Genomic DNA, 16,186 nt, shown 5'->3' on the forward strand with positions numbered 1-16,186 from the left:
GTCAATGAACAGTTACATCCAACTCGGCCTGGCGGCAGCAATCGCGGCGCTGATTAGCGGCAGCGCCGTTGCCGCCGACGTCTCCCCTCTACTCACCCAGGATCAACAAGCGGAAGGCCAGAGCGGATGGACGTTCTCGGTTGCGCCGTACTTTTGGATGGCTGGGCTCTCGGGCGAAACGAAGCAATTCGGGCTTCCAACCGTGAATATGGATTCGGACTTCGACGACATCCTCGGTAATCTCGACTTCGCCTTCATGGCCGCCGGCGAGGCTCGCAACGGCCGCTTCAGCGTCATTGGCGACGTCATATATACGAAGCTGGGAGCCGATGGCGACACGCCAGGCGGCATCCTGGCGACCAGGGTCGATGTGACCTCTGAGACATTCTCGGGTCTGTTGGGCGCTGGATATGCCGTCATCGATACGCCGCAGGGACATTTGGATGTCGTTGGCGGCGTGAGAATCTGGTCGGTGGACACGACAATTCACTTCAATGGTGGCCTCCTTGGCGGCATCGAACGGAGCGACGACGCGACTTGGGTGGACGGTATAGTTGGGCTGCGAGGCAAGTACTCCCTTACCCCGGAAGTCTACCTAACGGGATGGGGACTAGTCGGCGGTGGTGGAGCTGACATCGATTGGGACGTTGCTCTGGGTATCGGCTACGAGATCAACGATCGGATTTCGGCAATCGCGGGCTACCGGGCACTCGGTGTCGACTATAGCGAGGATGGCTTCGTGTTTGATGCAGTCCAGCAGGGTCCAATTCTCGGGCTTGCCTTAAGATTCTAGGCCCCCTGTTTGCGGTTGCAGACGAGCATAAGCAGTTCGGCTCGGCCTAATTGGCGCAGAATGAGAATGTCCTATCGCCCTTGCTTTCTGGCCGGGGCCGTGGCGCTGTTTGCGCGCCGCGGCGTTGACGTGGTGGACTCAATGGGTGCCGATTTGGAAGGGGCAACATTGCTCCCGACCTTTTCGAAGGTGCTGAACTCGAATTTCTGTAGTGATCCCCATGGGGTTGTGTGTTGATGTAGCTTCGCCGCGAGGAGCTTAAAATGCGTGCCGAGAACAGCCTGCAATCCTTCCGCATCATGTCGGCATGGACCTGCTTCAGTGTTCGGCGCTGCTTGCGCGACTTTCCGGCTTCAGCCAAGCTGCCAGTTTGTCGGCAAATGGATCAAGCTTGCTCGGTCGTTCCGGTACCGTAAACGTCGGCTCGATCGTACCAGCGTTCAAATACTTTGCGATCGTGTTACGCGACAGCCCGGTGCGCCGGCTGATCTCGCGGATCGACTGCTTCTCGCGCAGCGCCATCCGACGGATGATGTTTAAAAGTCCCATGTGGATCACTCCGTTGCCCCCGTCGCTCACCGCGTTGGGGGAAGGTTCACATGGCTCAATTCTCAATGGAAATTATGCGCCTAACCGGCTCAGTTCCGCGTGAAAACCAACAGTATGGTTTTGCCTGGATTGTGCGACACGCTCCCCCAACCGCTAACACGCCCGCGCGACGTCAAACTTAGCCTGCGTGGCATCACTGGCCAGATCGTCAGTGCGGCCGACGATCGCCGGCCAGAACTAAAGATCTTGAAAAACCCAAGTTGTTAGGTTATTTTGCTTCATGGTTACCGTTCTGCGCGCCGCTGGCATGCGATTTGTCATTTACACCGACGACCACGAACCTGCGCACGCCCATGTCTACGGAGACGGTGAAGCTCGTATCAACATTCTCGATCTCACCGTCTTGTCGAACCGAGGGATGAAAAAGCGAGATTTGAGCGTGGCCCTCGCTATTGTCCAGGCCAGCGCTTGTTCATCGAAAAATGGGAGAGCATTCATGGGTGAAGTCATCTTTGAAGATCGTCACTATCGAGAAGCAACCTTGAAGGGGGATGCGGAGCGTGCACGCGCGCCGGTCCCATCGTCGGTCCGTTTTGATGAACCCTCCGGCCGCATTGTCGTGGATTTTACGAACGGCGCGGCGTTCATGGTGCCCGCCCGATCGATACAAGGCCTGGAGAACGCAACGCCTGGCCAGTTGGCCGAGGTCGAGCTCTTGGGCGAAACTGGCCTGCATTGGGAAACGTTAGACGTGGATTTCACCATCCTAGGATTGATGAAGGGCATTTTTGGAACGGCAAAGTTCATGGATGCCCAGCGCCGAGGCGGGCAATCTCGGTCTGCCGCGAAGATCGAGGCGAGCCGGTCCAACGGCGCGAAGGGTGGGCGTCCCCGGAAGATCAGCTAGGCTGGCCGATCGCAGCGTGTTCCGGTCGATACATTATGCGATGCGCACAAACCGGAAACATATCCGGGACATGATGTTGCGGCTTCCCGGATCGGGGGACACCACTCGAGCATCGTTCTCGAGTCCGAGCGAAAGCGCAACCCATCGTCGGTAAGCGTGCGGTTTAACGGGCTTCTCGGCTGAGCGAGGTCTTCAATGAGGTCGAAACCATTCGGTCAAGCCGACCAGCGCGATGTGTTTAAGGTCGGACCTGTAGTATTTTGGTGACCTACAGGAAGAGGCGCGCCATGGCCGTAGCTCCGCTCGATCGGAAGTTGCTCGCGATACTGGCGGCCGACATCGTTGGCTTTTCGGCGGCGATGGAGGCCGATGAGCCTGGAACCATTGCCCGTTTAATGGCCGTGCACAGCGAACTTCTCGACCGGCTGATCGATCAATACCACGGGCGGATTGTCAAGTTGATGGGAGACGGCACTCTCGTCACGTTCGACAGTGTCGTCGATGCAGTCGGCTGCGGTGCCAAGATCCAGGCCGCACTCGCCGAACGAAACGCCGGCTCCGCGCAACGCGATCGTGTGATGCTCCGCATCGGTGTGAACGTTGGTGATGTCACCCTGATTGAGGGTGACGTTTATGGCGATGCGGTCAACACTCGGCGAAATGCTCGCCCGTCAAGGAAAGTTCGATCGGGCAAGACCGAACTCGAAACGGCGCTGCGTTTGAACCCTGGATCGTTCTCGGTCCTGACCTATTACCTTTCTTGGGCCAGCGCCTTCGGCGAACCGGCGCGGGGTGCTGACCTCGCTGACCGAGCAGTCAAGCTCAATCCCAACTACCAGCCCTGGGCAAGCGGCGGCCTGCGCTATGCTTATTTCATGTCGGGCCGCTATGACGACGCACTGAAAGTGATGGAACGGCAGAAGCCCGAGAATTATAGCAAGTACGCCTGGGCCGAGCGCGCCGGAAGCTTGGCAATGCTCGGCAGAAAGACGGAAGCGGACGCGGCGGTAAAAGAGGCTCTGCAGCGGTTTCCCGATCTCTCCATCGAGGCCATTGCGAACGATCCGGCTTTCAATGCAGCCGAGCATCAACGTCATATTGAAACCATGCGTCTCGCCGGCTTTCCTCCCTGCGCTTCAGGGGAGGTTCTGGCGGGGCTGACAAAACCGTTGCGGCTGCCAGAATGCGTCGCGAAAACGACCCCCTAGAGGCGACCGTTCAACCTGGATTATGAGCGCGAGGCGGAAGGAGGCAGGGCGACGCGATGCGCCGGGTTTGCTCCTCCTGCACGGCCAACCCAGCTCATCATACAGTTTCCGCGACGTCATCGGCCCGTGGGCCAGCGTGGCGCGGGTCGTCTCCTTTCCAATGTAATCCCCCAGCGCCGGCGCATACTCGGCGGGGGCTAATGTCGGCCCTTTCCGCCCGGGCCCGGCTGGAATTAGTGGCGGCCTGCGGGCAGCCGAGATTTGTCCGCGACTCGGCTTCGTCGCTTTACCGCCAGAACCGTTTGCTATCGATCACATCGTCCAATGCACCTTGAGCTTTTCCAATCAACGAGGCCTTGTTGGCGTGGGAAACGAGCGCTTGTGCGTCGGGATGTTCAAGCAAGCCCTGCATCCGGAGCACGTCAGGCCCGGAAACAAGGTCGTTTAGGGCACCAAGTTCATCCTGCAGTAACCCCATCGAAGCGATGAAGCGCTTGAAACGGCGGCTACCACGCTTATCAGAGAACAATGAACCGAAGAATTCGGCGGCGTATCTCAGCTTCTTGGCATCCTTTCGCGCTTCATGGCGTTGTTCATCATCACGATGAGCCAAGTCACGCCCGTGCTTCTTCATTTTTTTCCGCGCCTTCTCCAACGCTTGGATGGCGAACTCAGCCACCGGTTTCTGTCTCGTCTCGCGTGTTTCTGGGCTATCGAGGTAGTCTCCGCAATGAATCCACTCGTTGAAATCGAGCATGAGCCCCCTCGCCCGCGCCGAGGCCAGTGCCGCCAACACGTTGTCGTACGTCAATGCGCGATTGTCGGCCAATTGCTCGCGCAAATCGCCGCGCGGTGCCTTTGAGAGCAGAACGTCCAGGTCCCGAGCTTCACCGAGGACACCAGCGAGCCATCGGAACTCTCCGGATATCCGCTTTGCGGTTTCATCAGCAAACAACGGTTTGAATAGTGTGATCGCGGAGCGCAATCGCCTGAGTGCAACCCGTGCCTGATGGAGCGCCTCGGGGGTTTTTCTTGCGACGACGATATTCTCATTCAACCGGAACTGTCGAAAGCATGACTGAGCGATCGCTTGAAATGCCTGGCACGACGTCATGCTGCGGGTGAGCTCAACAGGCTCCGCTTTCACGACGGTGCGGGCTGCTTCGAGGAGCCAAAAGCCTCGTTCAGCCTTCGAAAGAACACCTAATTTGATTGGGATGACGGCTTCGATCTTCCTTGCGAGCACGAACAGATCTTTCGGCTGGCCATCCTTAAGCTCGAGTTCGAGTTCCAGAATCTGCGTCCGACGTTCTGCAGCGGTCGCGGCACCCTCATCCAGAACGGCTTCAATCTTGGAACTACCCTCATCCACACCCCAGACGCGTCGATCGATGGAAATCTCGAACTGAGGTTTCACATCGATCCCGGCACCAAACTCATTCAGCAATGGCGTCGAGTGATCGATCACCGGGTTCTCGCCGGTAATATTAACCTCCCATTCGCTGCGAGCGAATATCGACGCACCGGCCCCAGTGGCCTTGACGGTCTGGATCCGCGCCTCACCCGCCTTGCGGACACGAAGGGTGAACCCGGCGTCAAGCATCGTCCGGTCACTCGTGTCGAAATATGTGTCGTGCTGTTGGACGATCCGAACAGGTTCGCCCAGCATGTCCGATCCAACAAGTCTGTCGAGATCAGCAGGTAGAACTTCAAGTTTCAGTTCGATTTCCGCCATCGTGTCCCGTACTTCCATAACGCGTGTTAAACCAGTCTGATCGATATAGTTCACTCGTTTGCGATGGCTATGACGTGCGTAAGAACGAACGAATATTCAACAGCCGCTCGAGGCGGTGGCCATCTTGGAAGCCGGCGGTTTGCAAAGGTTCAGCATGGCGACGGCCAACGACCGGGATCCGGGAAGCCTGGGCCCGGCAAGTTGCTCCGCTGGCAAACTCCCGGCACCTCGCCCTAACCTGCCCGCCCTGACCAGCGAGCGCGCGACCGCCTACAGTATAGAGCTACGGTCGCTGTAGTTCAGCAAGGTATCGCACGTCGCCAAAAGCACCTGATCGAACAGGGTGACGCCAGCCGAACGGCCGTTCGGCCAAGACGTCTCGGTGTCGTGAGTACGCCGGCTGCACGAGGAAAGGCCCCTTTGCGCCATCATCCGAACGTGCGTCCAGGTTTTGGTCGGGCACCCCTGTTGGCTGGCGCTAGTCGTGGCAAGCCCCACACACGCATCAGCGTTGTTGGAGCGGAAATCGCTGCTGGAAGCACGAAAGAGTCTGTAGGGCGCTTCGTGATGAGATTGTCACTTTTTTTGATCGGAAGCCCGTGGCCCATGTCGTTGATCGAATAGAGCGCTAACTTCCACGACTGCAGCCTTCCCCATGGTTTTTTCTCTGAACGTCTGTCATCATCTGTAATACCGAAAACGTGAAGCCATTGGGCGACGCACGCAGTGGCATTGAGAGGGTTCACAACCCTGTCACCCGTCCCTTGCCATATGGTGATCGAAGGCCATGACTTTGCGCCTGAGGAAATCTGTGTGACCGGATAGTCCCATCCCGCTGGGGGTGGCGTCGCCCCCGACTTCATCGCACGCAGAGCGGACATCGCGTCGCGCGCCGATCCGAGGGGCATCCCGGCGAAGATCGCGGCGCCTGCGAAGAGCTCCGGATAGTTTGCGACAAGCGCACCCGTCATGGCTCCGCCGGCGGAAAGACCCGCGACATAGATCCTCGAACGGTCGACTCGGTTCCGCACGCACGCGTATTCTATCATCTGCTTGATGGACAACACCTCGCCACGGTCTCGGACGACAGCGCTCGGACGAAACCAATTGAAGCATTTTTGTCGGTTGTTGCTCAACGTCTGCTCGGGGTAGAGAAGAACGAAGCCCCTCTCTTTGCCAGTTTGGAGAAGCTGCTTGCAGCGTCCAGGCTCTCGGGTGTCTGGTGGCACCCGTGAAGCAGGACGACGAGTGCCGGTCTTTTCTGCAGCCGCGGTGGGACGAAGGACTTCATTACCAGTCGTCCCGGGTTGCTTCCGAACGCGGACGTCTCTTGCAGCACGAACCTCTTCGGACGGCTTGAGGTGTGCCGGGCGCCTTTTGTTTTGCCGCGAGGAACCTTGAGAGCAGCCTCGATCAGCGTGCCGATCTTCTTTTGCGCTCGAAGAGCTCTCGAAATCGTTTTACCCAGAGTGATTTTCATATGCCGGCTTCTTTAAGCTGCAATAGCAACGTTCTGAGGCCCGGCTGTGCATCTTCCAGCGAGAACCATTGCGTCTTGCGGATGCCTTTCTCCGGAAATCTGGTGACGATCTTTGACACCTCCAGCAGATGGACCGCCACAATGAACCGGTTCAGGCAGGTGTCCTTTCGATAAGAAGACCTACCGAACACCGCCTTGTTGACAATTCCGATTGCGCCGGCGGCCGCGCTACTCGACTCGCCAACCTCAATGTGACCTTTGGGCACGAAGCAAGGTGACGGTTGTCAGCAGTCCCGCGGGCGCAGAAGCTCGGAGAAGCGCGGATTGCCGGCGAATGGTGTCAAAATCGGCATCGCTACGCAGCATGTCGATCGTATTCTGCTTCCTCGCAACAAAGCCGTCCACAGGGCCGGACAAGAACGGCTTCCCTTGACCCTATGCAGACAGCGGCGTCCGGGACGATAAGTGGCTTGGCTCCAAGCGGTCTTCCCATCTTGGCAGGCAGCGGGGTACGTTTTGCGCGTTGAGCTTAGAAAGCTGGATCACACTATAGCGAGCTAAATCCACGTTCGATCACCCGTTTGACATCGTCGGCGCGCCTTGCAAAATCAGCTACCCCACAAGTCAGTAATCCCGACCTTCGGGCCGACCAACAGCCATGTCGTCATCTTGCCCTTGCCTTTCACATCGACCGGCCCCCGACATTCGAAATCGAATTGATCGTTCGCCTGTGCGTAGGTCTCAGGAGAAACCTGGATCCGCCCGGGCACGCCTGTAGTTTCCATTCGCGATGCGACGTTCACAGCATCGCCCCAGACATCATAGAAGAATTTTTTCACTCCTACGACGCCCGCAACACCCGGGCCGGTGGCGATGCCGATACGAATCGACACGGTGCGTTCTTGCGGATCATGCAATCGGCCGGCAGCATTGAGCATTTCGATCCCAAGACGAATCAGGGCTGCGGCGTGATCCGATCGCGCCACGGGCACGCCGCTGACAACCATGTAGTTGTCGCCTGTGGTTTTGATTTTCTCTAGGCCATGGCGCTCAACCAGCTGATCAAAGGCCGTGAAAACGTCGTTGAGGAATCCGACAAGTTGGACGGGGGAAATCTGGCTGGCCTCCGCGGTGAACCCTGCCATGTCGGCGAAAAGAATCGAAGCGTGCTCGTGCTTGTCGGCGATGACCTGTGCGACACTGGACCTAAGCCGATCTGCGATCGCCTTAGGCAAGACGTTCGCCAACAACGATTCGGATCGCGCATATTCAAACTCTGCGATTGCCTCGGAGCGGGCGGCCTCGCGAACCGCATAGAACACGACGGCGAACATGACCGTTGTGGTGGCGGTCACAAGGGCAATGAAGCCGCCTAGCATTGCTGTCTCGTCCAGAAGTCCGCCATTTTGGGGAGCAAAGATTTCCAGTGCCAGGATTAACGCCAAGGAGAAAATGCCGAGGATGAGTGGAAGTGCTAGGGGTTCCACACCCAGGATTAGCACCGCGCCGGCAGCAAATGCCAAATACTCCATTTGCATGCCGCTATCGGTCCCGACCAGGAAGCAAACGACAAAAATTACTGGGTAACTCACGAAAACAAAGGCCATAGCAGCGGCTTTGGGTCCAATGCGATGCAGCAGAGGAACGCAGAACAGGAGAACTGCCGTTCCTATATCAATGAGGGCGACTGTGCGCATCTTGAGGTCTGTCAGATGGAAAGCGCCGAATCCCAACCAAACCAGAGCCGTGCTCCAACACGTAATATTGAGGACGCGAAGTCGTCTGGCTACCTTCATCGGATATCGTTCGGTTCCGTAGCTGAGGGCTTCAAGCAGACGCATTGGAATTATCCGCGAAGAAATGACCGAAGGCCTCGCTCTGGCCGGCCTTTGGCTGGCGTTTCCCGGTCAATGTCGGCCTGCCGCGCCCCACCAGCGGCCGCAGGCCCGCAGTTCGACATGAAGCCCGCGTCAGGCCGAAATGATCGCCCACAGCCGCGTGACCCCCATTGCAAGGACGAGGACGACGCTTAGTCCGGTGAACAGTGCCATAGGTATCTGCTTCAGGTGAGCGCCGAAGCTGCTGCCCGAGAAGTCGTCGACTGCATCGTTCAGCATTGCGTTTAAATCGTCCAGAGCGGACTTGGCTGCCAAGACCCCGTAAACCGTGATTGCGACCACAATCGTCGCGAGCGCGAACCTGGCGGCTTGTCCCGCTGATGATGCGTAAGCCAGTATCGCGACCATGGTCGCGATACTGGCGAGAAAAATGATCGCGTATGTCTGTGTCAGATGGGCAAGTCGCGCAGCCACCGCTAGGTATTGATCAATGTTGAGTTTCGCCATGTGCTCCTCCGGAAGGTGACCCGCCTGGGTACCTAGTTGCAAATGAACCAAAAGAGTGAAGAGCTCTTTCGCACTTGGTGAAGGTCCCCAGAACGGCATCGAAATTCCATTCTGGTCGCACCGCTCCATCCCAACAACTGTAGCACAAGTTGAAGATAACATCAGCATCTACTAATAATCGTAGGCCGTGCTCCAGCCTCTGAATGTCCGAAAATGGCGCGATCCAGCCGCTCCGTAGCCCGCACGATCGGCATGCCTCCCGCTCGAGATGATCGGCGCTTACCCACGCGACACAGTGGCAGGCCGACTGCGAATCCTTCGCCTTGAACCCATTTGAACCCGAGACCCACCCCATGGCGAGTCTATAGGTGGTTCCAAGGATTGACGACCGGGACTCCTGCCGCCTCAAAGGGGCTTGTATCGCGCGTCGCGATTGTAAATCCCTTGGAGGCTGCAATAGCCGCAATATATCCATCAGGTGTCGGGAATCCCTTCCCCCCTGCTCGCGCGGTTGCCGCAAGGTCCGCATAGTGCCGAGCGGCCGCAGTGTCGAATGACAACACGCGATCGCCGAACAGTTCGAGCAGGCCATCAAGCGTGTCGGCCAACGCCTTTTTGCGCCGGCCCTCCGGTAGCGCAGCGATGCCAAACAGTAGCTCCGCCAGCGTTACACTAGACAGATACAAGGTTTCGGCTACCTGGTCATTCAACCAATTGCGTACAGCCAAATCCGGGGCCGGCTTCATCGCCTCCGAGACGACATTCGTGTCCAGGACGATCATTCAAACCTCATTGGCTCCGCCGGCGCTTTCTCTCGCATCTGGTCGAACACTTCAAAATCATCATTGGTCAAGCCAAGCCGCCCGCTCAACTCGGCCAAGGCATCGCCGATGCGAACACGCTGTTCGGGCTTTACCGCACGTTCCAGAATCTCGCGGACTTCCGCCTCTGTGCTACGGCCGTGAATCGCCGCCCGGACGCGTAAAGCCCGGTGCACTTCATCAGGTACATTTCGTACTGTCAGGATAGCCATAGTCAGACCCTCGCAGTCGCCTTCATTGACTGCAATATAGTTCCGGCGCAGTCATTCTGCAAGTTTCGGAGTTTGAGATTCTTGAGCGTTGGCTTTCAGCCCGGCTTCTGGCTCGGTCACGGTCAAGGCCACGCCCAAGTTCCCGTCGATACATATGCGACTGTCGAGGCACTAGCGAACAGACCCCGATCAAGAAGCGTCCGCCACCTGTTGTTGGCCAACCGAGAGCCGCCGAGCCAATTGTCGATCCGCACTTCCTGGAGATGAGGCGCGAAGGCGCGCGTGTCTTAGTTTGCGCCAAACCGCTCAAGCATCTTTCGAAGCAGAGCATTCTCCTGTCGAAGCCGCCGAGCCAGAAGCCCTTTCAGTCTGCGGTTTTCTTCCTCGAGCGCAGCGAGCTCGTCCACCGCGACTGGAACGGCAGTCGCCACCTTCTTGCTTCGTGGGCTGCGCACGAAACGCGTTGGACGAGGACGCTTCGGAACCTGCAGCGCCTTAATCGGAAGTATCGCGTTTACGAGCGAGCCCGAAGCCTCTTCGGGGTGAGCTGGCAGGACAACAGCCTCTTCTGCCACGGCTGCAGGTCCGGCGACTGGTAGAGTTCCACTGACTGTGCACCCGATTTGATCGCAGCCTTCGGCGCTCTGCCGCGGCGCAGGCTCGACGGCTTGACCGACAGCTGCGAAGAGATGCGGCGCTTCGCTCTCGGCCTCGCGCACCAGCGCCTTCAGATCGGTATCGCCCCAAATAGAGGCTGGTCGCACTGCCGAACGCCGACGGCCCGACTTCACTTCGACGATAAAATTTCGCTGCTGTGGTTTCATCGATATCCGATGGTCAAGAGCGGCAGATACGAGCAGGACGCATCAAAATCGCTCGAGCATCTTCTTGAGTTGCGCGTTCTGCAAAGACAGTTTTTTCGCCAGCTGCCGCCTCAGTTGTCTGATGTCCTCGTCCAGTGCGGCAACCTCATCGGCAAAGGCGATCGGCGGCACACGGGCGTCGGAGTTTGGAGCTCCATACTCTACCCCGGCAGCCACGGCAACTTTTGGAGCGCTCGACTTCCTGGCTCGTGTTTGCCGTCTGGGCCGATCTATCCGTTCGGTGGCACGCGCCAGCTTGGGCGAAATGTTGGAGCGGACTTTGTCGCTGCCAGCCTCGACAACAACGCCCCCCGTTCCTTCGATGCGAAGATCGTTTTCGACATCGATCGCCGCCGCCTCTACGGCCGTTGCGGCCTCGTCAGGCGTTGGAGCGACGAGAGGGGCATCCGTCGCCATCGACGGCGCGACCGGTTTTTCGGTCTCGGCGTCAGGCACCCTCTCTGTCTGCTCGACAGCTCTTCCTCTCGACGCCAGATCAAGCAAGAACTTCCATGGTGATTTCATGATGTTTCGTCACCCAGGATTTATGCCAGACCCATCTCGAAAGACGCGATAACGAAGGCCGACCGCATGAACGATCGGCCTTTGACCGCGTAATCAGTTAAGCCCGAGTCGCTTGCGGAGATCGGCATTCTCTGCCCGCAGTTTCTCACCGAGCGCCTTGCGCAGCTGCGCATTTTCTTCTTCCAATCGAAGAAGATCCGCAATCTCGTCAAGGATTGACGCAGGGGCTTCTGCCGACAGTTTCGGCGCAGCCCTTTTTCCGGTGCCCTTCGCGACGGCCTTTGCCCTTGCCTTTGCAGCTGGCGTCGGCTGGCTTGCCGCCTTCACCTCACCGGACGTTTCCTTGCGTTTCCGGCCCCTCTTGGCGATCGGAGCAACAGTTGCCTCTGCCGTGGTTCCATCCGGAGCTACTTTCTTTGCCCGCGGCCCGCGCTTCTTGGGCGCAGCCACGTCTGCCAGCGTGGTCGCTTCGACGACGGCGTCTATCTCGACCGGTTTGTTTTCGTCTGCCATGAGTTGTCATCCCTCTCCAGCTTTAAAGGACTTTTCCGACGAGAGAAGCGCAGTGTCAATGATCACAGTGACAACGCGGTCTGGACTCCCTGTATATCGGTAGTACATTGCGTGACGGCGTCAGGCGATCCTCACAAGCCTCGTCTCGGAGGGTCAGCATAGATGGGGTAATCGGCTTCGTGCCCCATCTTCGCCGATCGGAGGAAGGTGCTGCGCTCCGAGCTGATGATAAAACGTGGTCTGTAAGAAACAGCCACAAACATCAGAAAGAGGAAGCGCAGCCATGAAACATTACGCCGGCCTCGATGTCTCTGTCAAAGAAACCAGCGTTTGTATTGTCGATGCAAGCGGAAAGACCTGCCGGGAGAAAAAGGTAGTGTCTCACCCGGAAGATTTGGTCGCCATCCTGAGCGATCCCGCATTCAGCTTGGAACGGGTAGGCCTCGAGGCCGGGCCAATGTCTCAATGGCTGTTCGAAGGACTAGCAAAGGCCGGCCTTCCGGTATTCTGCATCGAGACGCGCCACACGAAGGCCTTCCTAAAGGCTTCGCAAACGAACAAGAGCGACCGCAACGATGCGCGCGGCATTGCGCAAATGATGCGGGTCGGTCTTTTCAAGAACGTGCACGTGAAGACGCTCACGAGCCAGAAGCGCCACGCTCTGTTGACGGCTCGCTCGCTATTACAGGAAAAAGCGATCGCTCTCGAGAACGATATGCGTGGGCTGCTGCGCAATTTCGGGCTGAAGGTCGGCGTGGTCTCGGGGGGTACGTTCGAGGAGAAGATACGCGAACTCATTGAGGCGGAACCCCGATCTGGCGGAAATCATAGAGCCTTTGCTCGCTGGACGGCGCAAGCTGCGCGAAGAATTCGCCAAACTGGACAAGAAGGTTGTCCACGAGGCGAAGTGTGATGAAGTCTGCAAGCGGCTGATGACGGTGCCCGGGGTCGGACCGCTTGTCTCGCTCGCCTATGCCTCGACGATCGACATTCCCAGCCGGTTCCGCCATTCGCGGGCGGTGGGAGCCGTACTGGGCTCACGCCGGTGCTCAACCAATCCGGCGAAAGCAAACGGATCGGTCATGTCTCCCTATGCGAGGATGCCATGATGCGAGCGCTTCTGTATGAGGCGGCGCAGACGATGCTGACGCGTGTGGTGAAATGGTGCTGGCTCAAAGCATGGGCAATGAGCATCGCCAGGCGGCATGGCAGAAAAAAAGCCAACGTTGCATTGGCGCGCAGGCTTGCTGTGGTAATGCATCGGATGTGGCTGGACGGCTCAGAATTCCGCTGGACGTGGGAGGAGACGGCCGGCGCCAGGGAACGATCGGATGTGAAATCCTGCAGGACCTGGACGATGTAGATACGGTCATTGTTCGTAGGCGGCGGAGGCCTAATCTCGGGAATCGCTACCGCCATAAAAGAAACGAAACCATCGGTGCGCGTTATGGGGCAGAGCCTGCCTTGACACCGAAGTATTTTCACAGCCGGATAAAAAAGGAGCGCACATCGCTTCCCCTGAAGAACACAATTGCGGATGGCTTGAGGATAAGCGTTCCGGGTCAAAACCCGTATCCGATTATCGAAAAGTATGTGGACGAGATTGTTCTTGTTGAAGACGAGCACATCATCGCCGGGATGCGTGCTCTTGCCAAGGATGCGAAATTGATCGCTGAACCAGCCGCCTCGATTGGCGTCGGAGCACTGTTGGCGGGCAGCATAGACGTCAAGCCCGATGAAAAAGTCTGCGCGGTGTTGTCTGGCGGGAATTGGGATCTACGCGACCTTGCCGAGATATACAATCTAGCGGGGTAATCAGTTCCAGCTTCGGTCAGTTCACCACCGGCCGCAGTTAACCTTCTGCGATCCTCATCGCCAGGAATCTGCCCGTCCGGAATGCGGCCCGAAACACGTCATTCGGGGATCCGCTTGGCGAGGACCGCTCTCTACCCGCTACCGCCGTCGAGAGCAGCGAAGCTAAAGGTCGTCTTCGGGCCAAAAGTTAAGGCTCGCCCAAGACGCGGGAACGACTGCTTTGGTAGGTCGGCTCCCAGAACCCGCCAATCCGCAACCGGCCCCAATTGAGACGCTCGGGCCACACTGGCCAAGTATCCGCTCCTGACGCTCCTCGGGCGTTCAGATCATAGGTAGTAACGCGAACTCTCCATTCGACGACCGGAGGCCGGCTGTAAGGATGTCTCCTACCCCTCGCCTTGAAGGGAACCGAACCGCAGTTGGTTCAGTAGGTGGATCAAATTGGAACCTACACGAGGTGCGACCCGAACGCTGGCTAGTACGATGCCGCTAATCCCCACACGCTTTGAGCACTGCGACTTTCCCTCCAGGAGCGAGCGCAAAATGGCAAACAACTGTCGTACCTGACGAAAAAGTCGCGGTACCCTCAAGCTCAACGCGTGCTCCATCTCGGGAAAATTCGATCTCGGGGGCGCCAACGCTGTAGAATCCGCCTTTGACGAGTTCCAGGGAATGAACAATCTGGGCTCGTTCTTTTTCGTTCGACCCTAGCTTCCATTCCGCCACGACGCGCGACGAAACGTGTTCGAAACCCTGGTTTACAACGATGATTCGATAGCTGCCTTCGCCAATGCCGTCTTCTCTCCAGTACCCGCCTTCCACGACCGCCGTAACGTCGGGATCCACCAGCGCCTCGGCGAGGGCCTCGTGGGCAGTGAAAAGAACAAGGCATCCGAACAACTGGCGAAGAATGCGGCTCCTTCCTGCAATGCTCATTGATCGTTCCCCCCTTGAGGTTGATGGGCTGATCTCGCGGTTCCTATCGTATGTTTACTCCTGGTTGATCCGGAGCGCCATCAATTCAGGTTCTGGTCTGCCGCCAACAGTGCGGCCTTGAAGGGGATGCCCACCCAACGCTTGCTTTGAGATCGATGCGTGCGTTCGGCGAAGGAGCGACTGGCGTTGAAAACGCGGATTTCGACCTTTCCAACGACGAAGATCCGGCGCTGGCACAAAGCCCATGGCGCTGGCCGATGCCGATGTCCTCACCCGAACGCGCGATCCTCGAAATGCTCGACGAGGTCCCGAAGGGCGAAAGCTTCCACAAGGTGGACGTGGCGTTCGAGAGCCTTGCCAATCTGCGCCCGAGACTGCTGACGACGCTCCTCACCCTATGCCGAAGTGTCAAAACGAAACGCCTCTTCTTCGTGTTTGCCGACAAGCATAATCACGCCTGGCGCCGGCACATCGACATCTCCTCCGTCGATCTCGGCAAGGGTGACCGGGCGCTGACGCCGGGCGGCCGGCTGCACCCTATCTACCGCATCACAGTCCCGGCCGACTTGATGCCAAAGGAGACCCCGAATGGCCCGTGAACAATACATGCGCCAGGTCGACCTCCTGGTGCGGACCCTTCCTTTCATCGCCCGCCACGAGGACTTCGCGCTGAAGGGCGGGACTGCGATCAACCTCTTCTATCGCGACATGCCGCGGCTCTCTGTCGATATCGATCTGACCTATCTGCCGATCGAGGACCGCGAAACGACGCTGAAAAACATCGACACGACACTGGAGCACATCCGTGAAGAGTTGACCCGCAATCTGCGCGGTGTGAGCGTCCAGAGGATCGCCGGCGGCGGGAACAACGACACGCGCGTTCTCGCCCGGCAGGAAATGCCGAAATCAAGATCGAGACGTCACCAGTTGCGCGAGGAACGGTCCATCCGCCCCAACGCCGCCGTGTAAGCGCGGCCGTCGAGGACGCATTCGGGTTCGCCGAAATGCAGGTCGTCTCATTCGAGGACCTGTTCGGCGGAAAGCTGCACGCGGCGGTGGACCGGCAGCATCCGCGAGACCTATTCGATGTGAAGCTGCTCTATGAAAACGAGGGGCTGACCGACGCCCTGTTCCGGACTTTCCTGATCTATGTCGCCAGCTCCGGGCGCCCGCCGCACGAGCTGGTCAGGCCTTCGCTCGCAGACCTCGACGAAGCCTTCGTGAAGGAGTTCGAGGGGATGACCATCGAGCCCGTCGGCCTCGACGATCTGAAAGCAGCGAGGACCCGGATGACGGCGGATATCCTCTCAAAGCTCGACGACAAGGCGATGCGCTTTCGGAAAAGCACCCAAGGTCGCCCTAACAGCCGTCATGCGAGAGCTGATCATCCTTGCAAATGCCCTCCTGCGCCACAATCGAAAATGGACCCCAAAAACCGCTTGATCAAAACGGATACTTTAGGTGGCAAATGCGCGACGCTTGCA

15 protein-coding genes and 6 pseudogenes are annotated in these 16,186 nt (G+C 58.2%); 11 read left to right on the plus strand and 10 right to left on the minus strand.

Features of this window, described 5'->3' with window-relative positions:
* The first annotated feature begins 4 nt into the window (after positions 1 to 4).
* On the plus strand, positions 5 to 793 hold the full coding sequence (locus tag ABIE33_RS29915) for a hypothetical protein (protein ID WP_429131801.1): 789 nt from the start codon (positions 5 to 7) through the stop codon (positions 791 to 793).
* A 295-nt stretch (positions 794 to 1,088) separates the two neighbouring features.
* Here ABIE33_RS29915 and ABIE33_RS29920 read toward each other — a convergent pair.
* Positions 1,089 to 1,342: pseudogene (locus ABIE33_RS29920) on the minus strand (IS21 family transposase); the annotation flags it as partial.
* Positions 1,343 to 1,649: 307 nt separating this feature from the next.
* On the opposite strand from ABIE33_RS29920, the pseudogene ABIE33_RS29925 reads away from it, so the two are divergent.
* The 3 genes and pseudogenes from ABIE33_RS29925 to ABIE33_RS29935 all read left to right on the plus strand — a co-directional run.
* A pseudogene (locus tag ABIE33_RS29925) lies at positions 1,650 to 1,745 on the plus strand (DUF4160 domain-containing protein); the annotation flags it as partial.
* Between the two features lie 93 nt (positions 1,746 to 1,838).
* The gene (locus ABIE33_RS29930; protein ID WP_429131898.1) at positions 1,839 to 2,249 is read left to right on the plus strand and encodes a DUF2442 domain-containing protein; all 411 of its coding nucleotides are present in this window, start codon (positions 1,839 to 1,841) and stop codon (positions 2,247 to 2,249) included.
* Positions 2,250 to 2,536: 287 nt separating this feature from the next.
* The gene (locus tag ABIE33_RS29935) at positions 2,537 to 3,457 is read left to right on the plus strand and encodes an adenylate/guanylate cyclase domain-containing protein (RefSeq protein ID WP_429131803.1); all 921 of its coding nucleotides are present in this window, start codon (positions 2,537 to 2,539) and stop codon (positions 3,455 to 3,457) included.
* 286 nt (positions 3,458 to 3,743) lie between these two features.
* Here ABIE33_RS29935 and ABIE33_RS29940 read toward each other — a convergent pair whose 3' ends face one another.
* From ABIE33_RS29940 to ABIE33_RS29970, 7 genes and pseudogenes are all read right to left on the minus strand, one after another.
* Positions 3,744 to 5,192, minus strand: a complete 1,449-nt coding sequence (locus ABIE33_RS29940; protein WP_429131805.1) for a CHAD domain-containing protein — start codon at positions 5,190 to 5,192, stop codon at positions 3,744 to 3,746.
* 428 nt (positions 5,193 to 5,620) lie between these two features.
* A pseudogene (locus tag ABIE33_RS29945) lies at positions 5,621 to 6,672 on the minus strand (extracellular catalytic domain type 1 short-chain-length polyhydroxyalkanoate depolymerase).
* A complete protein-coding gene (locus ABIE33_RS29950; protein ID WP_429131807.1) occupies positions 6,669 to 6,938 on the minus strand; it encodes a DNA mismatch repair protein MutT in 270 nt (89 codons plus the stop codon). The pseudogene ABIE33_RS29945 and the gene ABIE33_RS29950 overlap by 4 nt, the downstream one beginning before the upstream one ends.
* A gap of 342 nt (positions 6,939 to 7,280) precedes the next feature.
* Entirely contained in the window at positions 7,281 to 8,513 is a 1,233-nt protein-coding gene (locus ABIE33_RS29955; protein WP_429131808.1) for an adenylate/guanylate cyclase domain-containing protein, read from the minus strand.
* A gap of 129 nt (positions 8,514 to 8,642) precedes the next feature.
* Positions 8,643 to 9,017, minus strand: coding sequence for a hypothetical protein (locus tag ABIE33_RS29960; RefSeq protein WP_429131810.1), 375 nt, complete (start codon positions 9,015 to 9,017; stop codon positions 8,643 to 8,645).
* Between the two features lie 362 nt (positions 9,018 to 9,379).
* On the minus strand, positions 9,380 to 9,799 hold the full coding sequence (locus tag ABIE33_RS29965; RefSeq protein WP_429131812.1) for a type II toxin-antitoxin system VapC family toxin: 420 nt from the start codon (positions 9,797 to 9,799) through the stop codon (positions 9,380 to 9,382).
* Positions 9,796 to 10,050, minus strand: a complete 255-nt coding sequence (locus ABIE33_RS29970; RefSeq protein WP_057210311.1) for a FitA-like ribbon-helix-helix domain-containing protein — start codon at positions 10,048 to 10,050, stop codon at positions 9,796 to 9,798. The genes ABIE33_RS29965 and ABIE33_RS29970 overlap by 4 nt, the downstream gene beginning before the upstream one ends.
* 623 nt (positions 10,051 to 10,673) lie before the next feature.
* On the opposite strand from ABIE33_RS29970, the gene ABIE33_RS29975 reads away from it, so the two are divergent.
* Positions 10,674 to 11,432: a hypothetical protein gene (locus tag ABIE33_RS29975; RefSeq protein ID WP_429131814.1), complete on the plus strand. Its 759-nt coding sequence runs from the start codon at positions 10,674 to 10,676 to the stop codon at positions 11,430 to 11,432.
* Between the two features lie 99 nt (positions 11,433 to 11,531).
* On the opposite strand, the gene ABIE33_RS29980 is transcribed toward ABIE33_RS29975, so the two are convergent.
* Positions 11,532 to 11,951 carry a SyrB-like regulator gene (locus tag ABIE33_RS29980; RefSeq protein WP_429131816.1) on the minus strand — a complete coding sequence of 140 codons (420 nt, stop codon included), beginning with the start codon at positions 11,949 to 11,951 and terminating at the stop codon, positions 11,532 to 11,534.
* A 283-nt stretch (positions 11,952 to 12,234) separates the two neighbouring features.
* Here ABIE33_RS29980 and ABIE33_RS29985 point away from each other — a divergent pair.
* A pseudogene (locus ABIE33_RS29985) lies at positions 12,235 to 13,314 on the plus strand (IS110 family transposase).
* Positions 13,248 to 13,766: a pyridoxal-phosphate dependent enzyme gene (locus tag ABIE33_RS29990; RefSeq protein ID WP_429131817.1), complete on the plus strand. Its 519-nt coding sequence runs from the start codon at positions 13,248 to 13,250 to the stop codon at positions 13,764 to 13,766. The pseudogene ABIE33_RS29985 and the gene ABIE33_RS29990 overlap by 67 nt, the downstream one beginning before the upstream one ends.
* A gap of 489 nt (positions 13,767 to 14,255) precedes the next feature.
* Here ABIE33_RS29990 and ABIE33_RS29995 read toward each other — a convergent pair whose 3' ends face one another.
* Positions 14,256 to 14,702 (minus strand): hypothetical protein, encoded by a 447-nt coding sequence (locus ABIE33_RS29995; RefSeq protein ID WP_429131819.1) that lies wholly within the window; start codon positions 14,700 to 14,702, stop codon positions 14,256 to 14,258.
* A 155-nt stretch (positions 14,703 to 14,857) separates the two neighbouring features.
* Here ABIE33_RS29995 and ABIE33_RS30000 point away from each other — a divergent pair, with 155 nt between their 5' ends.
* The 4 genes and pseudogenes from ABIE33_RS30000 to ABIE33_RS30015 all read left to right on the plus strand — a co-directional run.
* A complete protein-coding gene (locus tag ABIE33_RS30000; RefSeq protein ID WP_429131821.1) occupies positions 14,858 to 15,301 on the plus strand; it encodes a type IV toxin-antitoxin system AbiEi family antitoxin domain-containing protein in 444 nt (147 codons plus the stop codon).
* Entirely contained in the window at positions 15,291 to 15,671 is a 381-nt protein-coding gene (locus ABIE33_RS30005; protein ID WP_429131823.1) for a nucleotidyl transferase AbiEii/AbiGii toxin family protein, read from the plus strand. Before ABIE33_RS30000 ends, ABIE33_RS30005 begins: the two co-directional genes overlap by 11 nt.
* Positions 15,614 to 15,949, plus strand: a pseudogene (locus tag ABIE33_RS30010) (nucleotidyl transferase AbiEii/AbiGii toxin family protein); the annotation flags it as partial. The gene ABIE33_RS30005 and the pseudogene ABIE33_RS30010, both read left to right, overlap by 58 nt.
* A 91-nt stretch (positions 15,950 to 16,040) precedes the next feature.
* Positions 16,041 to 16,145 (plus strand): annotated as a pseudogene (locus ABIE33_RS30015) (IS110 family transposase); the annotation flags it as partial.
* Positions 16,146 to 16,186 lie beyond the last annotated feature (41 nt).

Origin of the sequence: Ensifer sp. 4252 (assembly GCF_050434565.1) — a bacterium.
GTDB lineage: Bacteria > Pseudomonadota > Alphaproteobacteria > Rhizobiales > Rhizobiaceae > Ensifer.